16 protein-coding genes and 6 pseudogenes are annotated in these 20,979 nt (G+C 69.0%); 15 read left to right on the plus strand and 7 right to left on the minus strand.

Translation table 11 applies throughout. The features are described from left to right. The first annotated feature begins 36 nt into the window (after positions 1–36). From EDD90_RS10325 to EDD90_RS10340, 4 genes are read left to right on the plus strand one after another with little or no spacing between them, the layout of a single operon-like run. Positions 37–2,151 (plus strand): NHLP family bacteriocin export ABC transporter peptidase/permease/ATPase subunit, encoded by a 2,115-nt coding sequence (locus EDD90_RS10325; RefSeq protein WP_398924292.1) that lies wholly within the window; start codon positions 37–39, stop codon positions 2,149–2,151. Position 2,152: 1 nt separating this feature from the next. Then, positions 2,153–5,029 carry an NHLP bacteriocin export ABC transporter permease/ATPase subunit gene (locus EDD90_RS10330; RefSeq protein ID WP_123972756.1) on the plus strand — a complete coding sequence of 959 codons (2,877 nt, stop codon included), beginning with the start codon at positions 2,153–2,155 and terminating at the stop codon, positions 5,027–5,029. A 9-nt stretch (positions 5,030–5,038) separates the two neighbouring features. Further along, a complete protein-coding gene (locus EDD90_RS10335; RefSeq protein ID WP_123972757.1) occupies positions 5,039–5,287 on the plus strand; it encodes a hypothetical protein in 249 nt (82 codons plus the stop codon). A 55-nt stretch (positions 5,288–5,342) separates the two neighbouring features. Then, positions 5,343–6,767 (plus strand): B12-binding domain-containing radical SAM protein, encoded by a 1,425-nt coding sequence (locus tag EDD90_RS10340; protein WP_260328707.1) that lies wholly within the window; start codon positions 5,343–5,345, stop codon positions 6,765–6,767. A gap of 25 nt (positions 6,768–6,792) precedes the next feature. On the opposite strand, the gene EDD90_RS10345 is transcribed toward EDD90_RS10340, so the two are convergent. Genes EDD90_RS10345 through EDD90_RS10355 form a run of 3 tightly spaced genes read right to left on the minus strand, consistent with a single transcriptional unit; the run spans position 6,793 to position 10,243 of the window. Next, positions 6,793–8,850 (minus strand): DUF1152 domain-containing protein, encoded by a 2,058-nt coding sequence (locus tag EDD90_RS10345; RefSeq protein WP_123972759.1) that lies wholly within the window; start codon positions 8,848–8,850, stop codon positions 6,793–6,795. After that, complete coding sequence (locus tag EDD90_RS10350; protein ID WP_123972760.1) at positions 8,850–9,710, minus strand: toll/interleukin-1 receptor domain-containing protein; 861 nt, start codon at positions 9,708–9,710, stop codon at positions 8,850–8,852. The genes EDD90_RS10345 and EDD90_RS10350 overlap by 1 nt, the downstream gene beginning before the upstream one ends. After that, on the minus strand, positions 9,707–10,243 hold the full coding sequence (locus EDD90_RS10355) for a hypothetical protein (RefSeq protein WP_123972761.1): 537 nt from the start codon (positions 10,241–10,243) through the stop codon (positions 9,707–9,709). Before EDD90_RS10355 ends, EDD90_RS10350 begins: the two co-directional genes overlap by 4 nt. 533 nt (positions 10,244–10,776) lie before the next feature. Here EDD90_RS10355 and EDD90_RS10360 point away from each other — a divergent pair. From EDD90_RS10360 to EDD90_RS10370, 3 genes are read left to right on the plus strand one after another with little or no spacing between them, the layout of a single operon-like run. Further along, positions 10,777–11,688, plus strand: coding sequence for a radical SAM/SPASM domain-containing protein (locus EDD90_RS10360; RefSeq protein ID WP_123972762.1), 912 nt, complete (start codon positions 10,777–10,779; stop codon positions 11,686–11,688). Then, entirely contained in the window at positions 11,689–12,708 is a 1,020-nt protein-coding gene (locus EDD90_RS10365) for an aldo/keto reductase (protein ID WP_123972763.1), read from the plus strand. 33 nt (positions 12,709–12,741) lie between these two features. Beyond that, on the plus strand, positions 12,742–13,104 hold the full coding sequence (locus EDD90_RS10370; RefSeq protein ID WP_260327784.1) for a MazG-like family protein: 363 nt from the start codon (positions 12,742–12,744) through the stop codon (positions 13,102–13,104). Positions 13,105–13,109: 5 nt separating this feature from the next. Here EDD90_RS10370 and EDD90_RS57110 read toward each other — a convergent pair whose 3' ends face one another. Then, positions 13,110–13,301, minus strand: a complete 192-nt coding sequence (locus EDD90_RS57110) for a hypothetical protein (RefSeq protein ID WP_260327785.1) — start codon at positions 13,299–13,301, stop codon at positions 13,110–13,112. On the opposite strand from EDD90_RS57110, the pseudogene EDD90_RS58955 reads away from it, so the two are divergent. After that, positions 13,273–13,362 (plus strand): annotated as a pseudogene (locus EDD90_RS58955) (IS5/IS1182 family transposase); the annotation flags it as partial. The gene EDD90_RS57110 and the pseudogene EDD90_RS58955 sit on opposite strands and share 29 nt — an antisense overlap. A gap of 201 nt (positions 13,363–13,563) precedes the next feature. Here EDD90_RS58955 and EDD90_RS58960 read toward each other — a convergent pair. Beyond that, positions 13,564–13,782 (minus strand): annotated as a pseudogene (locus EDD90_RS58960) (ISL3 family transposase); the annotation flags it as partial. Positions 13,783–13,870: 88 nt separating this feature from the next. On the opposite strand from EDD90_RS58960, the pseudogene EDD90_RS10380 reads away from it, so the two are divergent. The 7 genes and pseudogenes from EDD90_RS10380 to EDD90_RS10410 all read left to right on the plus strand — a co-directional run. After that, positions 13,871–14,398: pseudogene (locus tag EDD90_RS10380) on the plus strand (IS256 family transposase); the annotation flags it as partial. A gap of 48 nt (positions 14,399–14,446) precedes the next feature. After that, a pseudogene (locus tag EDD90_RS10385) lies at positions 14,447–15,526 on the plus strand (IS30 family transposase); the annotation flags it as partial. A gap of 251 nt (positions 15,527–15,777) precedes the next feature. Then, a complete protein-coding gene (locus tag EDD90_RS10390; protein ID WP_123972765.1) occupies positions 15,778–16,944 on the plus strand; it encodes an IS110 family transposase in 1,167 nt (388 codons plus the stop codon). Between the two features lie 298 nt (positions 16,945–17,242). Continuing rightward, on the plus strand, positions 17,243–18,322 hold the full coding sequence (locus EDD90_RS10395; protein ID WP_123972766.1) for an IS110 family transposase: 1,080 nt from the start codon (positions 17,243–17,245) through the stop codon (positions 18,320–18,322). Between the two features lie 14 nt (positions 18,323–18,336). After that, positions 18,337–18,471 (plus strand): annotated as a pseudogene (locus EDD90_RS10400) (IS30 family transposase); the annotation flags it as partial. Between the two features lie 15 nt (positions 18,472–18,486). Next, positions 18,487–18,687, plus strand: coding sequence for a hypothetical protein (locus EDD90_RS10405; RefSeq protein ID WP_123972767.1), 201 nt, complete (start codon positions 18,487–18,489; stop codon positions 18,685–18,687). 67 nt (positions 18,688–18,754) lie between these two features. Continuing rightward, a pseudogene (locus EDD90_RS10410) lies at positions 18,755–18,913 on the plus strand (transposase); the annotation flags it as partial. Here EDD90_RS10410 and EDD90_RS10415 read toward each other — a convergent pair. Further along, positions 18,879–19,283 carry an MBL fold metallo-hydrolase gene (locus tag EDD90_RS10415; RefSeq protein ID WP_185149024.1) on the minus strand — a complete coding sequence of 135 codons (405 nt, stop codon included), beginning with the start codon at positions 19,281–19,283 and terminating at the stop codon, positions 18,879–18,881. The pseudogene EDD90_RS10410 and the gene EDD90_RS10415 overlap by 35 nt on opposite strands. A 78-nt stretch (positions 19,284–19,361) precedes the next feature. Then, positions 19,362–20,972, minus strand: coding sequence for a transglycosylase domain-containing protein (locus EDD90_RS10420; RefSeq protein WP_123972768.1), 1,611 nt, complete (start codon positions 20,970–20,972; stop codon positions 19,362–19,364). Positions 20,973–20,979 lie beyond the last annotated feature (7 nt).

A 20,979-nucleotide genomic window follows, 5' to 3' on the forward strand; every position in this document is an offset into this window, starting at 1 on the left:
GCTCCGGCGCGGGTACGCACCCGGACGGTAGTCCAGATGGAGAGCACCGAGTGCGGCGCGGCCTCCCTCAGCATGGTCCTGGCCCACTTCGGCCGGCACGTACCCCTCGAGGAACTCCGCAAGGCGTGCGGGGTCAGCCGGGACGGCGCGATGGCGTCGGCGCTGCTCGCCGTGGCGCGTCAGTATGGCTTGCAGGCCCGCGGGGCGAACTTCTCCGCGGAGGCCCAGCACACCATGCCGGCCCCGTCCATCCTGTTCTGGGAGTTCAACCACTACGTGGTCTTCGAGGGTTTCGGCCGCCGGCGGGGCCGGACCGTCGTGTACCTCAACGATCCGGCCCGGGGCCATCGGAGGCTCAGTCTGGCTGAGTTCGACGAGAGCTTCACCGGTATCGCCCTCACCATGTCCCCGGGGAAGGACTTCACTCCCGGTGGCCGGGTGCCCGGCAGGCTTTCCGGGCTGCCGACCCGGCTCGCCGGCATCGGCATGCTGCTCGTGGCGGGCATGGTGGCGGAGCTCGCCCTCGCGGTGGTCGGCTTCAGCGGGCCGGCCTTCAGCCGCGCCTTCGTGGACACGATCCTGCTCGGCGGCGACCGGTCGATCATCGTCCCGTACTTCGTGATGATGGTGGCCACGACGGCGGTCGTCGGGCTGCTCACCGGCCTGTTGCAAGGCTTTCTGCTGCGTGCCCGGATTGTCGGGTCCACCCTGAACACGACCCGGTTCCTGCGGCACGTCCTGCGGCTGCCCGCCGACTTCTTCAGCCAGCGCAGCGTGGCCGACATCGCCCAGCGCGTGCAGTCCAACGATGACGTTTCGGCGATCCTGTCGACGCAGGTGTCCAACGTGGGCGTCTACGCGGTGATGATCCTGGGCTACGGGGCGTTGCTGTGGACGTACAACGCGATGCTGACCGCCCTGAGCATCGGGCTGGCGCTGCTCAACGTCGGTGCGCTGCGGCTGGCCGCGGTCTCCCGCCGGGTGGGCGTCGCCAACGCGGCCAACGACGAAGCCGAGTTGCTGACCACGTCCTACAACATCGTGCACTCGATCGAGACCATCAAGGCCGTCGGCAGCGAGAGCGAGTACTTCCGGCGATGGGCGGCAGAGCAGGCCAAGGTGGTGAGCGGCCGGCAACGGATCGGCACCCCGCTCGCCCTGCTCGCGGTCGTCGCGCCCACCCTCGCCGCGCTCAACGGCACGCTCGTGCTGCTGCTGGGCGGCCTCCAGGCGGTGCACGGACAGATCTCGATCGGGTCCCTGATCGCGTTCTCCGCCTTTGTCGTCGCCTTTACGCTCCCGATCACACGGCTTACCGGGATCGCCGGACAGGCACAGGACATCGCGGTCAAGATGGCCCGGCTGCATGATGTGGAGCGATACCCGATCAGCGAGAAGGCATCGGCTCCGGCCCGGCTTCCGGCCCGGCAGCTGATCGGCGAATTGGAATTCGACCAGGTCACCTTCGGCTACAGTCGGCCCGGCGACCCGCTGTTGCGGGACTTCTCCTTCGCCGTCGGTCCGGGCCGGCAGGTCGCCCTGGTGGGGGGCTCAGGCAGCGGCAAGTCGACCGTGGCCCGCCTCATCGCCGGCCAGTACGTGCCGTGGACGGGCGAGATCCGCCTCGACGGCCGGCCCCGCGAGGAGATCCCGCCGTATCTGCTGGCCGGCTCGATGACCTTCGTCGACCAGGACATCTTCCTGTACGACGGCTCGGTCCGGGACAACATCACCCTCTGGGACGACGCGATCCCGGACGAGGACGTGGTGGCGGCGCTCAAGGACGCCGCCGTCTACGACGTGGTGGCGGCCCGGGCGGGCGGCATTCACAGCCGGGTCGAGGAGGACGGGCGCAACTTCTCCGGCGGTCAACGCCAGCGGCTGGAAATCGCCCGAGCACTGGTCCGGGATCCCGCCGTCCTCGTCCTCGACGAAGCCACGAGCGCACTGGACGCCGAGACCGAGAAGAAGATCATCGACAACGTCCGGCGCCGGGGTTGTGCGTGCGTCGTCATCGCCCACAGGCTCAGCACGGTCCGCGACAGCGACGAGATCGTCGTGTTGCAGCGCGGCGCGGTGGTCGAGCGCGGCGTGCACGACGACCTCGTCGCGGCCGGCGGTCCGTACGCCCTGCTGATGGCGGAGCACTGAGATGGAAGAACTGCTCCGACGGACCGAGTGGGGCACCTACCTGGAGGTCGACCGCCGGGGCACCCGGCTCGAGGCCGACGGCCGCCCGTGGCTGATCGCCTCCGGCATCGTCGAGGTGTTCGTGGTCGCCGAGGACGGACCCGGTCGCTGGCAGTTCCTCGGCGAGACCGCCGTCGGCACGGTCCTGCTCCCGCCGGTGCCGGGCACCGGCCGGGCGCTCCTGGTGCGCCCGGCCGACGGGACGCAGGTCGAGATCTTCCGCATCGATCGACCGGGCATGTGGGGCAATGACCTCGACGCCGGTATCGCCCGCGGGCTGAACCTGCTGCTCGGTTTCCCCGAGCGTGCGGTGCCACCGCGGCGCTGCACCCGTCTGAGCCCCGGGCACGAGGTCGAGCTGGCATCGGGCGAGCATGGCCGCCCGGCCGACCTGGTCTGGGTCACGGTGACGCAGGGTGAGGTGCGGGTCGACAGCGCCGACGGACACCGCACCGTGGCCGACGGCGAGTTTCTCGCCCTCACCGGCCAGGACTGGCTTGTCGCGGTCTCCGCCGCCCGGCTGACCGTCCGGTCCACGAGCCGGCAGGTGGCCGAGGTGGGCTGGGCCTCGCTCTGCGCCGTGAGCACGGAGCTCGTGCTGCGGCTGGACCAGATCATCGAACAGCGCGACCGCCGCAGTATCCAGCAGTTGGAAGCGTCGGGCCGGGCGGATCAGGCCGCCGCCGGGCGTGCCGTACGGCTGCTGCGGACGGCGCTGCGTTCCAATCGGTCCGGCGTCCCGGCCGCCCCGGTTCCCGGTTCCGACGCGACGCTCGGCGCGTGCCGTATCGTCGCCGACGAACTGGGAATCGACCTGGCGATGCCGACCGTCACGGAGCGGGACCCGCGGATCGGTCCGATCGAGCAGGTGGCGGTCGCGGCGCGCCTGCGCAGCCGGGTCATCGGGCTGACCGGCGCCTGGTGGAAGACGGACGTGGGGCCCCTGGTCGGGCACCGGGCGGACGGTCATCAGCCGGTCGCCTTGGTCTTCCGGTTCGACGCCTACTACGCCCACGACCCGGAGACCGGGAACCGGACCCGGGTGTCCGCGGGTAACCAGGCCGACTACGAGCCGGCCGGGGTGATGTTCTACCGCCCGCTTCCGGAATCGGCCGTGAGCACCTGGGGACTGCTGCGGTACGGCATCCGGGGCAGCGGCCGGGACATCCGGCGCCTGCTGACCAGCATCCTCGTCTCGGTCGGCCTGGCCGCCCTCGTGCCCCTGAGCTTCGGCCAGGTCCTCGGGCGTTTCGTCCTGGAGGCGAACGCCACGGCGATCGTGCAGGTCTGCATCGGTCTGGTGGTGGCCTCGCTCTCCTCGGCGGTCTTCGGGGTGTTGCAGAACATGGCTCTGCTGCGGGTCGAGGGGCGGCTGGAGTCCGAGTTGCAGGCGGCCGTCTGGGACCGGATGCTCCGGCTCCGGGCGACGTTCTTCCGCGGGTTCTCCACCGGCGAGCTGGCTGCGGCCGCCATAGGCGTCGGCAAGATCCGCTCGTCGCTCGCCGATGTGAGTTCGCCGCTGCTGTCCTCAGCCGCCGCGGTGGTGGTCAACCTCGTCGCCCTGCTGATCATCGCGCCGCCGCTGTGCGGTGTCGCCGCATTGTTCCTGTTGGTCCAAGGCATGTTCTTCCTGGCTGTCGGATCGCCGCAGCTGCGCTGGCAGCGCCGGTCGATCGCGCTGGGCAACGAGCTCACCGACCGCGTCCTCCACACCTTGCAGGGCCTCGGGAAGCTCCGCGTGACCAACGCGGTCGATCGTGCCTTCGCCCAGTGGGCCACGCTGTTTGCCCAGCACAAGGAGACCCAGAAGCGCGCCGGGTGGTACCAGAACGTCCTCACCGTCTTCAACGCCGTGTATCTGCCCTTCTCCTCGCTGGTGGTCTATGCGCTGGTGGCCGCACACGGTCTCGGCGCGTTGTCCACCGCCGACTTCCTGACCTTCAACACCACGCTCGGCGCGATCCTCAACGCCTCATCCCAGCTGACCAACTCGATCCTGTCCGTCACCAGCGTGGTGCCGATCTTCGACCGGCTCCGGCCGCTGCTGGCCGAGCCGCTGGAGGTGTCCAGCAGCAGCCTCGCGCCGCCGCCGCTGAACGGCGACATCGAGGTCAGGAATCTGACGTTCGGGTACGGCCCGGACAGCCCTCCGGTCCTCTCCGATCTGTCGTTCCGGATCGGCGCCGGCCAGATGGCGGCCATCGTGGGGCCGAGCGGATGCGGCAAGTCCACGCTGCTGCGGCTGCTGCTCGGCTTCGAACAGCCGTCGGCCGGCACGATCCTCTACGACGGTCAGGACCTCGCCCGGCTCGACCAGGCCGCGGTGCGGCGCCAGTGCGGAGTCGTGTTGCAGCAGGCCAGGCCGTTCCGCGGGTCGATCCTGCAGGCGATCACCGGCGGCCAGGACTACTCGATCGACGAGGCGTGGCAGGCGGCGGAGCTCGCCGGAATCGCTGACGACATCCGGGCGATGCCGATGACCATGCACACCCTGATCACCGACGGGAGTGCGTTCTCGGGCGGTCAGCGGCAGCGGCTGGTCATCGCGAACGCGCTGATCCGCAAGCCGCGGATTCTCTTCTTCGACGAGGCGACCAGCGCGCTGGACAATGCGACCCAACGGATCGTCACCAAGAGCACGCAGCGGCTGAACTCCACCCGGATCGTCATCGCCCACCGCCTGTCGACCGTCATGGAGGCCGACGACGTCATCGTCCTGGCCAACGGCCGGATCGTTCAGCAAGGCCCGCCGGCACAGCTGGTCGCCGACCGGTCCGGACTGTTCTACCAGCTGGTCCAGCAGCAGATGCCACACAGCATCTCGCAGGGGCTGTCATGACGGCCCGACGTGCGCGCCGTCAACTCGGGCCCGGCCGCCGGTGGCCCGACGCGTGTCGGGGGCGAGGTCCACCGGGCCCTCCATAAGGCGACGATGCGGCGATGTTCGGCCGGCCTCAGGATCTCGGCGGCGCATTTCATGATCACCCGGCTCCAGATGCTCCTGCCCCACATGCCGAGCAGCGGCTCGGCGCGGGTGCTGGCATGCAGCGCGATGGTCACCCAGGTATGGGACAAATTCGACGGACATTTCAAGTGATGGGCTGGATAAGTCGGTGTCAAAACAAGTTGTGCTGTTCAACGGTGTGTACGGGGTGACGCAGGAGGGCGGGAGCCCGTGGTTGCCCTTGTCGATTCTCACGATCGGAAGCTTCCTCAAACACCACGGGTACGACCCGGTCCTGCTGGACCCGCAGGTGCATCCGGATTGGAAGGACCGGCTGGCGGCGCTCACCGCGCAGGGTCCGGTCTATCTCGGCGTGACCTGTATGACGGGCCCGAGCATCTACAACGTTCTCGAGGCGATCGGGATCGCGAAGGGCGTCGACCCGACGACTCCGGTGGTGTGGGGCGGCTACCACGCCACCCTGCGGTACAGCGGCATCGTACGGGAGGGTCTCGCCGACGCGGTCACCCGCGGGCCGGGCGAGGACGCGGCGCTGGAGCTGGCGAGGATCTTCGAACACCGGCGCTCCGGCGACGCCGAGCTGGCGGACGAGTTGCGCACCGTCTCCAACATCGCGTACGGCCCTGGCGGTGGCGGGCGGACCGGGCTGCGCCTGACGCCGAGCAAGCGGATGCCCGATGTCAACGACCTGCCGCCGTGCGACTACACGCTGCTGGATCCCGAGCTGTACTACGTGGAGTCCGAGCGGACCCTGCCGTTCATCACGAGCTACGGATGTCCGTACGCGTGCGCCTACTGTTCTGAGCCGACCAACAGCGGCCGCCGATGGCGCGGGCTCGCGCCGGAGCGCCTGGTGACCGAGATACACAACCTGGTGCGCGACTACCGGCCGCAGATCATCGACTTCATGGACCCCAACTTCTCCAGCGACCCCCGGCGGGTGGTGGCATTCGCCGAGGAGATGCGCAAGCGGCCGGTGAAGGTGGGCTTCATGGCCTGCATGCGTGCCCGGGACATCGTGATGATCTCCAAGCGGATGCCGATCCAGAACCTCGCCGACATCGGGTTCGAGCGTGTCTTCATCGGCGTGGAGTCCGGTTCCGACCGCCTGCTGACCCACCTCGACAAGGCCGCGACCACTCAGGACACCTTCGACGCGTGCCAGGCCCTGAGCGACGCCGGCATCCAGACCTGGACCAGCTTCATGCACGACCTGCCGACCGAGACGCCGGAGGAGAACGAGGAGACGCTGGCGATGGCGGAGCGGCTGATCCAGCTAGAGGGCAACCTCCAGTCGCACCACTTCTACATGCCCTTCCCGGACACCCGTCTGTTCAAGGACGAGTTCAGCCACATCGACCTGACCCTGTTGCGCCAGGAAGACTGGGCGGAGAGCAGCACCAAGGGCAGCGTGCTGTGGCGTGGCCGGCCCGAATTCCGCAACCGGGTCGTCGACCGGCTCGAGAAGATGCGCGACGAGCGCCCGGACGTGTTCGCACTCACCGATCTGCCGGAGCGGACCAGCTGCGACGAGCCCGGCTCGCAAGCCGTCCTTGAGCCGAGCCTGAGCAGGACCTACCAGTCGCTCATCCAGGAGGACCTGGCGGGCTGACGGACGGCCGCCTCGCCCGGGAGTCCTACCAGGCGAGGCGGACCGCCACTGCGTGCCGGCGCGCCTCCATCACCAGGATGTGCCGCATGGCCGGCCGGACGTCGAGGAAACACCGCCACGGGTTCTCCTCGGCGAGTACGTACGCGGCCGGAATGTCCAGGCAGTGCAGGCCGGTCCGGCCGTCGAGGGCGGCGAGCCAGGCGAGCGGCGTCTTACCGAACCGCCGGGCGTCCGAGCCGTCCATCCGCCAGGCGGCATACTGCTTCCGTACGGCCCGCGCGTCGGGCTCGCGCAGCTCGACGAGGCGCGCGCCGGCGTCGGTCAGGACCGCGGCGGCGTCCGCCGGGCTGTCGACGCCGGGCGCGACGATGGCGGACAGCACCGTCCACCCGGGCCGGGCGTCGGACAGTGCCGCGAGCGCGGCGAGAACCCGGTGGTCCTGGCTGGGGCTGGCATCGACCGGGTCGACGCCGGCGGTGTCCCGGTAGAGCGAGTCGCCGCCGGTGTCGACGCCGATGATCACGGTAGCGCCGACCTCCGCCGCGATCGTCGTCAGATCGTCGCGGATCGTCGCCGGATCGAGGGAGTTCAGTAGGAACATCCGGGCCGGATCGGGGCTCTGGAGGGGCACGTCCTCAAGGAACCGCCAGGACCCGACGGGCCGTGTGCCGGTGCCCACCTCGACAGTGGCCGTGCCGACGCACCGGGACGCGTCGCGGACCCGGTTCTCGGCACGGCGCACCGAAACCACCACGGCGTCGCGCAACTTGAACCGGCCCTTGAGGATCAGCCGCAGCATCGCCGCCTGCACGCCGTCGGATCCGCCGCCCATGCCGACCACGATGCCGGTGCGACCGGCCAGCGGGAAAACCGTGCCGGCCGGGGGAAACCGGCGCTCGGCCGGGGGGATGAGCGGCCGTGGCCGTAACATCTCGCCATGGAGGTCGAACCGTACCTCGCCCAGGTGTGGTGGATCCGCACGGACCAGCGACTCGAGATCGGCGACGACGATGCCGTCCATGCCGGCACTGGCGATGCGCGCTTCCTGGAGCACGTGGGCGAAGAAGGTGAGGGCGAAGTCGACCGAGCGGATCGCGCAGAGCCGCCGCAGCAGCGCGGGCCCGTAGGCAGGCAGCGTGGCGCGACCGGCGATCCCGTCCCGGGCCAGTTCCTCGATCAGGATCACGCGCACCGCGCGGGGTTGCGCGCGGAACTCGGCCGCCAGCCGCGCGAACGACGGTCCGTCCAGGATCCGCAGGTGCAGAGCGAGCCGCGCGAGCGCCCGGCGCTCGGCGGTGTCGTCCGGAACAGACGTGCGGTCGGCCGCGGTCAGCCGCGCGATCTCGCCGTCCAGATAGGCGGTGAACCGGTCGGCGGGGTCGCCGGCCCCGCGGTCACGCAGGGTCCGGTTGAGGGCGCGCATCCGAGCCCAGGCAGCCGAGGTGAGCGTGGTCGAGACCGACTCGTCGTTGTGGCCACCGGCCCCGGCGACGTCCACGATCGACTTGACGATGTCGAGATCACGGGCGGCCGGGCCGAGATGCTGCTCGATGGCGACGAAATGCCCGGCGGGCACCTCGCCCTGGAGCAGCTTGGTGTAGCCCAGCTGCCACCGGCAGGCCTCGCGGATCAGGCGCCGGCCCTCGGGCGCGAGCCCGTCGAACGTCGGCAGCAGTGCCCGCCGGGCCGCCTCGTACCGCTCGTCGCCGAGGATCGTGGCCAGCACCGCGTCGTGGTCCGCGCCCGGCCCGGCCGACACCGCGCGGGCCAGACGCGGGTTCTTGCCGGCGTCGTGCACGGCGACGAAATAGCGTGCTGTCCGCAGCGCTGCGCGGTCCGGAAGCACCGCCCGCACCAGGTGGTGCAGTTCGAGGAAGTCCGCCGGGGCGAGGTGGGCGAGCCGCCGCCGGCGTCCCCGCCAGGCTTCGAGCAAACAGGCGTCGGAGAGCGCCGTACGCCGCGCCTCGGCCCGTCGCACGGCGTGGGCGGCGCCGGTAACCTCGGGACTGACGCTGACGCCGGGCTCGGTGAGGAGCGCGAACTCGGGCAGCGCGGACAGTGGTGCGAACGCGCCGCCGGCCATCACCGCTGGCCGTGGCGGGCGTCCAGGACCGCGTGAGCGATCTTCTTCGAGATGATCTCGGCGTGCTTGCCAGCCTGCGTCGCGAGGTCCTCCGTCGAATTCAGCCATAGGTAGCCATGATGGAACAGGCTGTCGAACGGGCTGCACGAGTGTGCGGTCTCATAGATCGGCAGGAGGCGCTGGCGCGGTACCTTGCCCTGCAGGATTTCGGCCTCGAAGCAATGCGACCGGCGCAGCCCGAACGCGTTCGACAGCACGACCGCCACGAAACGACTCTGCCGGACGAAGACGTCCTCGAGGAATTCATCGATGTTCACGCCCAACAGGCGGTCCTGCTCGTTGAAGTCGTAGAAGACCGCATAGCCCAGCCGGACCAGGGCCTCGAACAGGGGCTCGACATAAGGGCGTTCCTCGGTGGCGAAGGAGAGCGCCACGTCGTACCGGATGTCCTGGGTCAGGTTCAGGTGGGGCAGTTCGCCTTCGACGGTGGCCCAGTCGGTCTGCCGCAACGCCTCCCGCAGGGCGTCGCCCGGCACCCGCAGCAGGCCCAGCCGCTGATCGAAGTCGATGAGGCCGGGCTCGGCGGCCTCGGCGAGGAACGCGGCCAGCAGACCGGTGTTCCAGACGGTCCGGATCGCCGCCGCGTCCCCCGGGAAGTCGCGGCAGCAGTCCTCGAGAAACATGTGGCCGGCGTTCGAGGCCGCGGTGGACTGCAACAGCCGCAGCAGCGGTGCCCGCGCGCCGACATTCACTTCGGGTCCGCGAGCCAGCCGGCCGATCAGCGACGTCAGGGCCGGGTCGTCGACCGGGGCCGGGGAACGGGGCACCGTCAGATTCTGGACCTCGGCCAGCTGGGTCATGCCATCCGCCTTTCGTGGGTGCTCGACGTGAACGCACGGAAGTCGTGGGCGGTCTGGCTGGTCCGTTCCGGCGAACGGGTCTGCCAGTCCCGGAAGTCGCCCTCGCCCAGCTGCTCGGCGAGCGAGAACTTCAGGTGGGAGTCCTCCAAGGCGGTCCAGGACGATTCGCTGCCGGGCAGGATCAGCCGGGAATCCACGCAGCGGCCGTCCAGGAACTTACGGGTCACGACGTACGGCCGGCCGGCGGCTGCCCGGCCCAGGTCGGACAGATCGTCGAGCTGGGTGACCACGACGGCGGGATCCATCGTCCGTACGAGCCGCTCCACGTCGATCTCCCCGGGCCACGAACAGTAGTGGGCGTGATGCCAGAAGCCGCTGCGGCCCAGCAGTTGACCGCCGCCTGCCCGGCCCTGCTCGTAGAAGACGGTCGCCCGGCCTCCGCGCCACCGGGTGAACGTGTCGGCGATCCGCTCGAACTCCTCGACGTCCCGTGCCCAGCCGTCGGCGGCGACCGAGAAACACGGATCGGCCACCCCCGACCGGGGGAATTGGAATGCGACCAGACTCGAGGGCACCACCTGGCCCAACGGCGAGATGATGTTGAGATCGCCGGCGCGGCCCAGCCGCTGCTCATCCGAGAAATCATTGGTGCAGAACGCGCAACGGCCATCGCTCGTTTCGTTCGTGCCCCCGCGTCCTGACCGATAGCTGGCGAGTACGGTCACCACGACATCCCTTCGACGGCGACGATGCAGCTCACAGAAAAGCAGAAGGTGTTCTCGTCGGCACCGAAGGCCTCTGTTTATCTCGGTCGGTATTTCAGTGACCCGGCCGAGATACGCACCGAAAGACGTTGCCCCAGCCGTTGACTCGTCGACGACGGCCATGCGTACATCAAAGCGTTATCGACCGAGGAGATGCCTCTGAGCTGCCCACCGATCGGACTGGATCCGCGGACGAACACCGCAGTGGCCGGTCGAGGTCGCCCACAGCGCACGGTGCGCATCGACACCGGTGACGGCGGCCGGGAGACTTGCCCCCTATCGCAGACATTGTGAGGTCACCAATGCTGGACCAGAGCAAGCAGCCTGGTTGGATCGAAGTAGAGACCGACACGTACTGTAACCGGGTTTGCACGTGGTGTCCTAATGGCTATTCAAGTCGGGGCCATGAGCGGACACCCATCGCGGACACGGTGTGGAACGCGCTGCTCGGCGATCTGAGCCGAAACGGATACAGCGGCTTCTTCGGTTTCCACAACTACAACGAGCCGCTCGCCAATCCGCGGATATATTCGCTCATCGAGAGTGCGCAGGACGCGATACCGGAGGCCCGGCTGGCGGTCTACACCAACGGCGACTACCGGCGTAACGGAGAATTCGCGCGGCTGGTGGAACTCGGCGTACACAGCGTGCGCATATCGCTCTACGCGAACGAACGGGACCGGAATCCGTTGCCCGGGCCGGCCGCGGCGGCTGCCTTCCTGGCCGAGTGTTTCCCCACCGTGTCGGCCGAGACGCACGACAACGTGCGGGGCCACAACGCCACCTTCCAGATCGGCGAGACCCACTTCCGGATCTTCGTGCCCAAGGTTGAACAGTTCAACAGCCGGGCCGGGAACATCAAGATTGCGGCGCCGTTCATCCGGCACACGCCGTGCTTCCTGCCCAGCTTTGCCGCCGCGGTCGATGTCTGGGGCAACCTCAAGATGTGCGTGCAGATGTACGACGTCCGGCCGGCCTCGGAGGCCGCCTATCTGATCGGCAACGTCGTCGAGACCCCGTTCATGGAACTGTGGGCGGGCGACAGGATGAACGAGATCCGGCGGGCGCTGGGCCAGGCCCGGCTCGACGGACTCCAGCGGTGCATCAGCTGCAACCACAGCCTGCAACCGGAATTCGACCAGCCGGCCCGGCAACGGCACACGGCTCTGACCGCCCTGCCGATGGCCAAGGCCACTGTCGAGCAGGACCGTTAGATGCGGCTGCGACCGCTGGGCACCACGGGCCTTCGGGTGTCCGAGTTCTGCCTGGGCGGCGTCACGCTGGGCACCCGCTGGGGGTTCGGCGCCGACGAGGCCGAGTCCCGGCGCATGGTGGACGTGTTCCGGGACGCCGGGGGCAACTTCATCGACACCGCCGCGACCTACACCGAGGGACAGTCCGAGTCCATCATCGGGACCGCGGTCGCCGGCCGCCGTACGGAGTTCGTCCTGGCCACGAAGTTCGCCATGCACGCGGACGCGCGGGATGCGAACTCGCTGGGCAACCATCGCCGGAACCTGAAACTCTCCCTCGACGGCAGCCTGCGCCGGCTGCGGACCGACTATGTCGACCTGCTGTGGGTACACACCTGGTTCTTCGAGAACCGCCTGGACCAGACCGTTCGCGCCCTCGACGACCTCGTCCAGGCCGGCAAGGTCCTGTACTGGGGCCTGTCGGACACCCCGGCCTGGGTGTGTGCCCAGGCCGAGACCCTGGCCCGGTTGCGGGGGTGGGCGCCGCTCTCCGCGGTCCAGTTGGAGTACAGCCTCGCCGAACGCACGAGCGACCGGGAACTCCTCCCATTCGCCGACAGCGCCGGTGTCGCCGTCGTCGGCTCGAAGCCGCTCGCCGGCGGCCTGCTGACCGGGAAGCACCATCGGCCCGGGACTAAGCCGGACACCCGCCGCTCTGCCGGGGCGGACCCCCGCGTCGAACGAGTGGTGCGCGGACTCCTGACCCTCGCCGACAAGTCCGGGGTCGCGCCCACGCAGCTCGCGCTCGCGTGGATCCTGCACCGGCACCCGTCGGTCATTCCCGTGCTCGGCGCGCGGACCGCCGACCAGCTGATCGAGGGTCTCGGTGCCGCCTCGGCCGTGGTGCCGGACGAGGTGCTCGATCAGCTCGACGAGGAGTCCGCCGTTCCGCTCGGGTTCCCCCACGAGCTGACGGCACGAGCGTCCATGCGAGCCGGCATGTACGGCCCGTTCCCCCCGCTGCCACCCGTCGCACCGTGAACGCCCGCGGCCCTCTCGAGAATGGGAGAACCAATGACCGGCTCCATGCTGGACCCGGCTCGGTCCAACCAACCCGTTGTCATCGGCGAGGCGTTGATCTGGAACGCCATCGACCGGGCCAGGCGCTGGCTCGACGAGGCGAACGGCACCTCGCAGGCGGAGCTGACCATGCGCCTGCTCAAGATCGCCGAAGAGTACGGCGAAGCGTCCGCGGCGTGGGTTGGTGCCACGGGCCAGAACCCACGTAAGGGCATCACCCACACCTCCGAGGACGTCGCCGACGAGTTGGGCGACGTCGCCTTCACCGCTCTGATCGCCGCGGCCAGCCTAGGCTTCGACCCGCGCCGGGTGATGGCCACCGTCGCCCTCAAGATCATCGGTCGCATCGGGGTGTGACGTCCCTAATGGTCGACGGTCTTGGTGCTGGTGGGCCGGTCGACGGCCACGCACTCGACCTGGTTCCTGCTGCCGGTGGCGGTGAGCGTCAGGTGGTTGGGGTTGCCGCAGCTGTTGTTCTGCCGACCTTCCTGCGCCGTGTTCTGCTGAACCAGGTTGCCGACGACGGCCGGGGTGATCGACTCGCAGTCCGTCAAGGCGGACGCCGTTGTCGGCGCCGACAGCCGCGGCTTCGACGGCGGCAAGCTGATCAAGGGACCTGACCAGCCGCAACAGCGTGTCCCTACCTATGGTGAGGCCGACCGCGGACGTCAGTCGGGCTCCTGCCCGGCCGGCCAGGGCCAGCCCGATCTGCGTCAACACCTCGCGCAGCAGCGGGGTATGCCGACTGTGCGGGGTGGTCAGCCCCGAGACCTGTTCGGCGAACGTCACCGCCGTGCAGGCAGGGTTCTCGCAGCGGAAGCGGCGGACGCATAACTCGATCACGACACCGAGCCCGCCCACGGCAACATCATGCAGCCTGCGTATGTACTGACCGTGCACTCGGGCCGAGCTCTGACCGCACCGACAGGAGCCAGTCGTCGCCCGCACCTGCGTTCTCAGCACTACCTGGTCCGGCCGCCGCTCGACCTCCTCGATCAGCAACGCGGACAGGTACGGAAAAAGCTCCAGGAGCACATCATGGGAGCACGCGATGCATGATCGCGAACAGGCGGAGCAATGTACTCAGCCGTCCGGATCACAAGATCGTCGAGAGAACCAAGACCGGGATGGGCAGGTGGCCAACCGGCCGATCTATGTGGCGATCGCGGTCACCGCCGACGGCTACCGCGAGATCCTCGGCCTGTGGGCCGGCGACGGCGGCGAGGGTGCCAAGTACTGGCAGCAGGTCCTCACCGACCTGCGCAACCGCGGCGTGAAGGGCGTCCTCATGCTGGTCTGCGACGGACTGAGTGCGCTGCCCGACGCGGTGGGCAACGTGTGGCCGCAGACCGTCGTGCAGCGATGCGTCGTTCACCTGATCCGCCAGAGTCTGCGCTACTGCTCACGGCGGGACTGGCCCGAGGTCGCCGCCGACCTCAAGCCCGTCTACACCGCCGTCAACGAGGCCCAGGCCAAGGAGCGCCTCGCGGAGTTCGACGCCAAATGGGGCCACAAGTACGGATCCGTCGCCGCGGTCTGGGAGCGGGCCTGGAGCGAGTTCGTGCCCTTCCTCGCCTTCCCCGACGTGATCCGTGAGGTCGTATACACGACCAACAGCATCGAGTCCCTCAACGCCCGCTATCGCCGCGCGGCCCTTGAGTTCCAGTGATCGTTGCAACACCCCAGCTCAAGGGGTGCAATGGAATTCAAGATCCGGGAGAACCGGAAGCCTCAGGGGGCGAAGAGGCTCACCGCGGAACGGGCGGCATACTTCCAGCTCATGCAGCAGGGCTTCAGTAACAACGAGGCTTGCCGGATCGTCGGGATCGACCCGAGAAGCGGCAGGCGCTGGCGTAACGGATACGTACCGTCCGGTCGGAGAGGGGTGGCCCATCCGGTTCCTCCGGCGGTGCCGCCGGCATCATCTCGGTATCTGAGCGTGGACGAACGCATCTACATCGCTGACCGGATACGGGAGAAGGCGGCGGTCCGGGCGATCGCCGCCGAACTCGGGCGGAGCCCGGCCACGATCAGTCGGGAGATTCGCCGCAATCGGCATCCCGACAGCGGCGTCTACCGGCCCCATGCCGCCCAGGCCCGCGCCGAGGCTCGCCGTCCGCGACCGAAGCCCGCAAAGATCGAACAACACGGTGAACTACGGCAGTTCATCCAAGAACGACTCGACCGGCGGTGGAGTCCCGAGCAGATCTGCCAGGCTCTTCCCAGCGCCTTCCCCGAGCGGCCGGAGCTGCACGTGGTCCCCGAGACGGTCTACCAGGCCCTCTACGTCCAGAGCCGTGGTGAGCTGCGCCGTGAGATCCACCGAGCCCTGCGCACTGGTCGGGTCCGCCGCAAGCCGCGCCGTCAAGCCCAGCAGCGCACCCCGCGGTTCACCGACCCTATGGTCATGATCAGCGAACGCCCGGCCGAAGCTGAGGACCGGGCCGTTCCCGGCCACTGGGAGGGAGACCTGATCATCGGCAAGGACGGAGCGTCAGCGATCGGCACGCTGGTCGAACGCACCACCCGCTATGTGATGCTCGTCCATCTGCCCGACGGCCGCAGCGCGGAACTGGTCCGCGATGCTCTCGTGAATACCGTCCAGACACTGCCCGCTCACCTAACGCGCTCACTGACCTGGGACCAGGGCAGCGAGCTGGCCGCACACGGCTCATGCACCACGACCACCGACATCCCAGTCTATTTCTGCGATCCCGCCAGCCCTTGGCAGCGCGGCTCGAACGAGAACACCAACGGCCTGCTGCGGCAGTACTTCCCGACTTGTAATGGGGGTAGCGGTGTTCGTGATCGGGTTGGCCGCCCGTAACGTGCCGCAGGACGCCGGGCAGGCTGACTCGAGTACTTCCTGCCGCCCGCAAGGGCTGGCTCTCTTTGGGTGTGTCGACCTGCCCGGTATCCGTTCGCGGCTTGACTCAACAGAGGCATGAGCACCGGCCACCCCACGTTTCTCGAAGTCGGGATGTCAGCTGCGGATTTCACCGACCCGACGTCCGAGAAAGAGGACCGCCGATGATGCTGATCGGCATCGATCCGCACAAGTCGACCCACACAGCCACCGCCGTCGATCCCGGAACCAACCGTGATCAGGCATCGATCCGTATCGACGGGACTCTCCAGGAATACCAGCGCATGCTGGACCGGGCCCGCCAGTGGCCCCAGCGGCGATGGGCCGTCGAGAACGCCCGGAGCCTGGGACACCACCTGACGTCATGGCTGCTCGCCCGGGGAGAACAGGTCGTCGACGTCCAGCCCAGTGCCACCGCACGTGTCCGCCAGCTCTCCCGCGGCGCAGGCCGCAAGAACGACCGCATCGATGCCGCGGCGGCGGCCTGCGTCGCCGCTGTCCAGGGCGACGCGCGACCGGTGCAGCCCGAGACCTCAACGGACGCACTGGCTCTGCTGGACGAACGACGCAGCAACCTCGCCCAGGCCAGAGTCCGCGCGGTCAACCAGCTCCACGCGCTGCTGCGAGCCCTCCTGCCCGGAGGGGCGCCACGCGATCTGTCTGCGGCCAAAGCCGAGCAGCTGCTGGAGACGGTCGTCCCCGTCGGCCCCGCCGAAACCACCCGCCATGCCCTCGCCGCCGACCTGATCACCGAGGTCCGCGCATGGGACGTGAAGCTGAAGGACAACGCCAAAGCCATGGCCTCACTGGTCGCAGAGTCCGGAAGCCGGCTGACCGACACCCCTGGCATCGCAGCCGTAACCGCCGCCCGCCTCCTGGGCCGGACCGGAAACCCCACCCGCTTCCCAACTGCCTGCGCCTTCGCCCAGTACGCCGGAACCGCCCCCATCGAGATAGCCAGCGCCGGCCGCGCACACCACCGCCTGTCCAGGCGCGGCGACCGCCAGCTCAACGCGGCACTCCACACCGTGGCCATCACGCAGATCCGCATGCCCGGCACCCGGGGCCACGCCTACTTCCAGGCCAAAATCGCAGAAGGCAAGACACCCAGGGAAGCGCAGCGCTGCCTGAAGCGCCGCTTGGCTGATCACGTCTGGCGCACGATGGTCGGCGACGAACGCCGCCGCACCCGAACGACGAGCCCAGGAGGACAACCGGGGGCGACTACAGCATCCAGCGCGGTCGGCCCAACCCCGACGGCCGACTCTTCGGACAAGTCACTTCCCGGACCCGCCGAAACCGAGCCTACGCCACCGCACCAGACACCTTGACAAACTGTGAGTCTTCATCGGGCTGATCCGGGATCGGCTGGCAGGGTTGACGTCGGTCGCCTCGTCTTAGTCGTGACTCGTGACAAAAGTGGCCCCCACGGGTGCCTTGCCTATGAACTGTCCGACTGTGGCGGGCGGCCGGCGCCGACCCGGCCCACCTCGGTGGCCTGATAAGAAGCCTGCCCGGCCCCAAAGGGTCGTGGCCCGTCACAGTTCTGCCTCGAAGTGACCTCTCCCGGGCACAGCGCCGGTCCGCAGCGACCGGGACCACCGCCTCACGGAGAGGAAGCCTGATCGCGTGAACACCATTGTCGCCCTCACGCATTCATTCGTCATCGGCGTCGACACCCACGCCAAAACGCACACCTACGCCGTGCTCGCCTCCAATGGAGAGCACCTGGGCACGGAGGCATTCCCCAACACCCACGCCGGCAGGGCACGAGCCATCAACTGGGCTGGACGTCGCACTGGTGGAGACCTCGGTGCTCTGTGGGTGATCGAGGGTGCGGGCAGTTACGGAGCCCAGATCGCCCGCCAGACGGCACGCGCCGGCTACCAGGTGGTTGAAGCCGCCAGAATGGGCCGCGCCGGCCGCCGCGGCATCGGCAAATCCGACCCGATCGACGCCCGGCGGATAGCCGCTGCCGTGCTTCCGCTCCCCGAAGAACAGCTGCGCACTCCACGAATGGACGAGGGGGTGCGGGCAGCAGCACAGATCCTCCTCACCTCCCGGGACGAGCTCACCAGCGAGCGGACCAGGGCCGTGAACGCCTTGACTGCCCTGGTGCGCATCGCCGACCTCGGCATAGACGCCCGTCGTCCCCTCGGCGCCAGGCAGATCGGCGAAATCGCCCGCTGGCGCCCCCGTGAGGAGGACCTCGCCGCCACGACGGCCCGCACCGAGGCCGTCCGTCTGGCCAAGAGGATCCTCGCCCTTGACACGGAAATCGCGGACAACATGAACCGGATAGGCGAGCTCGTCGATGCCAGCCCTGCGGCCAGCCTCCCCGAGGAAACAGGGATCGGCCCCGTCACCGCTGCCACCGTCCTGGTCGCCTGGTCCCACCCGGGACGGGTCCGTGACGAGGCCGCGTTCGCCGCCCTCGCCGGAGTGAGCCCCATCCCCGCCTCCTCGGGCAACACCACTCGCCACCGCCTCAATCGCGGCGGCGACAGGCGTCTCAACCGAGCTCTGAACGTCATCGCGATGGTCCGCATGGTGCATCACCCGCAAACCCGCGCCTACGTTGACCGACGGCGGACCGAAGGCAAGACAGACCGCGAGATCCGCCGCTGCCTCAAGCGCTACCTCGCCCGACGCCTCTACCGTCATCTCAACAACGCCGCCGCGGCCGAATTGGGGGTTGACGGGACATAGAAGCTTCAGAGGCACCCAAAGGCACCGACCTTGCGGCCCACTCCCGAGAGCATCTGGACGCAGTCGCCGCCGAACTCAACGGGCGTCCACGCAAGACACTCGACTGGGACACCCCAGCCGAGCGATTGCATAAACTGATCGCAGCCTGACCTACCGACCATGTGTTGCGACGACCCCTGGATTCCAAGGCCACCGCCTGCGGACATTTCCCCAACGAACAGGCAGCGCTCAAGAGGATCTACCTCGCCACCCTCGCCCTCGACCCCTCCGGGCGCGGCCGCAAACGCTGGAACAACAAGTGGAAAGCCGCTCTCAACGAGTTCGACCAGCTCTTCGACGGCCGCCTCACCGCCGGACGGGTATAGGCCGACCGGACCAACCAAATACCACTAGGCCAAAAGGCCTAAAAACACCTAAATCATGATAGACCCGGGCCTGGACCGGGACATCGACGCCGTGATCGCCGGGCTCACGCTTCCGTACAGCAATGGCCCCACCGAGGGCGTCAACACCAAGACCAAACGGATCGCGCGCCAGATGCACGGACGAGCAGGCTTCACCCTGCTCCGCCATCGCATCCTTCTCGGATAACGGCACGCTCCGTCACCACCGAATGCGAGACAGGGCCACTCGTTTGACAGTCCCGCGCCCCCCGGTGCCTGCGGTATAGGGCGAGGGCGGCCGCCGCGCATTCCGCGGAGATGAGCGGGTCGACGACGATGACGCCCTCGTGGCCCTCGACGACCGTCATGGGCCCGTCACCGCGCACCCGAGCCTGTGGCGGCAGTCGCAGCTGGCAGTCGCCGTCCAGGAACCCGTACGCCCCCTCGTCCCGCACCACCCGCCCGTCCCCGTACGTCACCACCCGCGGCTCGAGGGCGGCGACGAAGCCCCGGTCGGCGTTCTCGACGTCGGTCCGGTCCTCGAAGGGCGGCAGACCGTCACGGGGCGGGGCGTCCATGGGGCCGGCTTCTGGCCGGGGCGGGCGCCGGGCCACCGGGGGGACCGTTCGAGGTGCCCGGGGATCACCGCCCGTGGATCACGCCAGTGGCACCGCCCGTGGAACGGCACGTTGATCACCCCCGCTCCCGAGGACCTGGTCCGAGAGGCTGTTGGAGAGGTTCCCGGCGGACGTGGGCAGATGGGCCGTGGTCGCCTTCCGCTTGCCGTGGGCGGGATGCTCGGCGAACAGCGCCACCGTCGTGCTCAGGGAGGTGGTGGAATCCGTCGTCCAGAGGGTGCGGGCGCCGGGACCTGTGCCCGCGCCGCCGGAGAAGTGGTAGGTCCCCGGCTCGGCGGAGGGCGTCACGGTCTGCATCTGTTGGATGGCCGCGTGGGCCGTGTAGACGGTGCGGCCTGCACGGGTGATCTGCACGACGGTGTATGGCGCCGCGTATTTGCCCTGCGCCGTTATCGCCGCGTAGGCCGAGGCCAGGCGCAGCGGGTTCGGAGCCGTCGACTGGGAGAGAGTGGCCAGGGGGCCCTTCAGCTTGACGGACTTGAACGGGTCGAGTGCCGTGCCCGCCTCCACCGCTCCCGACAGCGCGTCGTTGAACGGCTGGTGCGCGTAGTCCGGGCCGCCGTACAGCACCCGGACGGCACCGTCGCCGGGCACTAGGGCGATCACCGCTGCGTGCAGTGTCGTCCCCTTCGGCACGTCCAGCATGCCCAAGCTCACCTTGTCCGTGACCGCGTCCTGTGTCTGGAGGTCGAACGTCGTGCGCACGGTGTAGCCACCGCGGGCCAGCTCGTCCTGGCTGATGCCGAGCCGGTCGGCGGCCTCCTGCGCCGCCGCGTCGATCAGGTACTGGCGCTGACCGTCCGCGTCGCCAGGCGGATAGAAACGGAACGCGGGGAAACGAGCCTGTGCACGCTGCTTCGCCGTGATGGCGCCGCTGTCCGCCATCGCGTCCAGCACCCACTTCCAGCGGCGGATCAGCGTCCGCGTCACCTTCGGGTCGGAGCCCGCGTGTTCGTAGTACGAGGGGATGTTGATGATGGATGCCAGCACTGCGCCCTGGCTGATCGTCAGGTTCTGCACGTCCACGCCGAAGTAGTTCCGCGCGGCCGACTGGATGCCGGCGGCGCCCCGGCCGAAGTAGACGGTGTTGAGGTAGCCCTGAAGGATCTCGTCCTTGGAGTGGGTGCGGTCCAGCTTGACCGCGATCAGCGCCTCCCGGAACTTGCGGGACAACGACTGCTCCGGGGTGAGCAGCGCGTTCTTGACGTACTGCTGGGTGATCGTCGAACCGCCCTCCCGCTCGCCGCCGCTCAGCGTGGACACCGCCGCGCGCACGACGGCACGGGGCGAGATCCCGTTGTCCGTACGGAAGGAGCGGTTCTCCGCGGCGATCACCGCGTCCTGGACGTGCCGCGGCACTCGCGACAGCGGCACATCCTGGCGGTCCACCGGACCACGGACGCCCAGATAGCGGCCGTGTTCGTCGACGAAGACGGTGGACTGCATCGCCGTCTCGGGGTGCGGTTTGGGGATCTTCGTCCGCGCGTACGCCACCACGAGCGTGCCGACGAGGAGCAGCACCAGCACGGCGAAGGCGGCCAGCACCCGCCGCAGCCGGCGGCCGCGGGTACGACGGGCCCGGACGAGCCGGCCGAGGCGACGACGGGCGCCGGAGGTCCGCCCCAGCATACGGCCC

Origin of the sequence: Streptomyces sp. Ag109_O5-1 (genome assembly GCF_003814875.1) — a bacterium.
In the GTDB taxonomy this organism is placed as follows: domain Bacteria; phylum Actinomycetota; class Actinomycetes; order Streptomycetales; family Streptomycetaceae; genus Streptomyces; species Streptomyces sasae.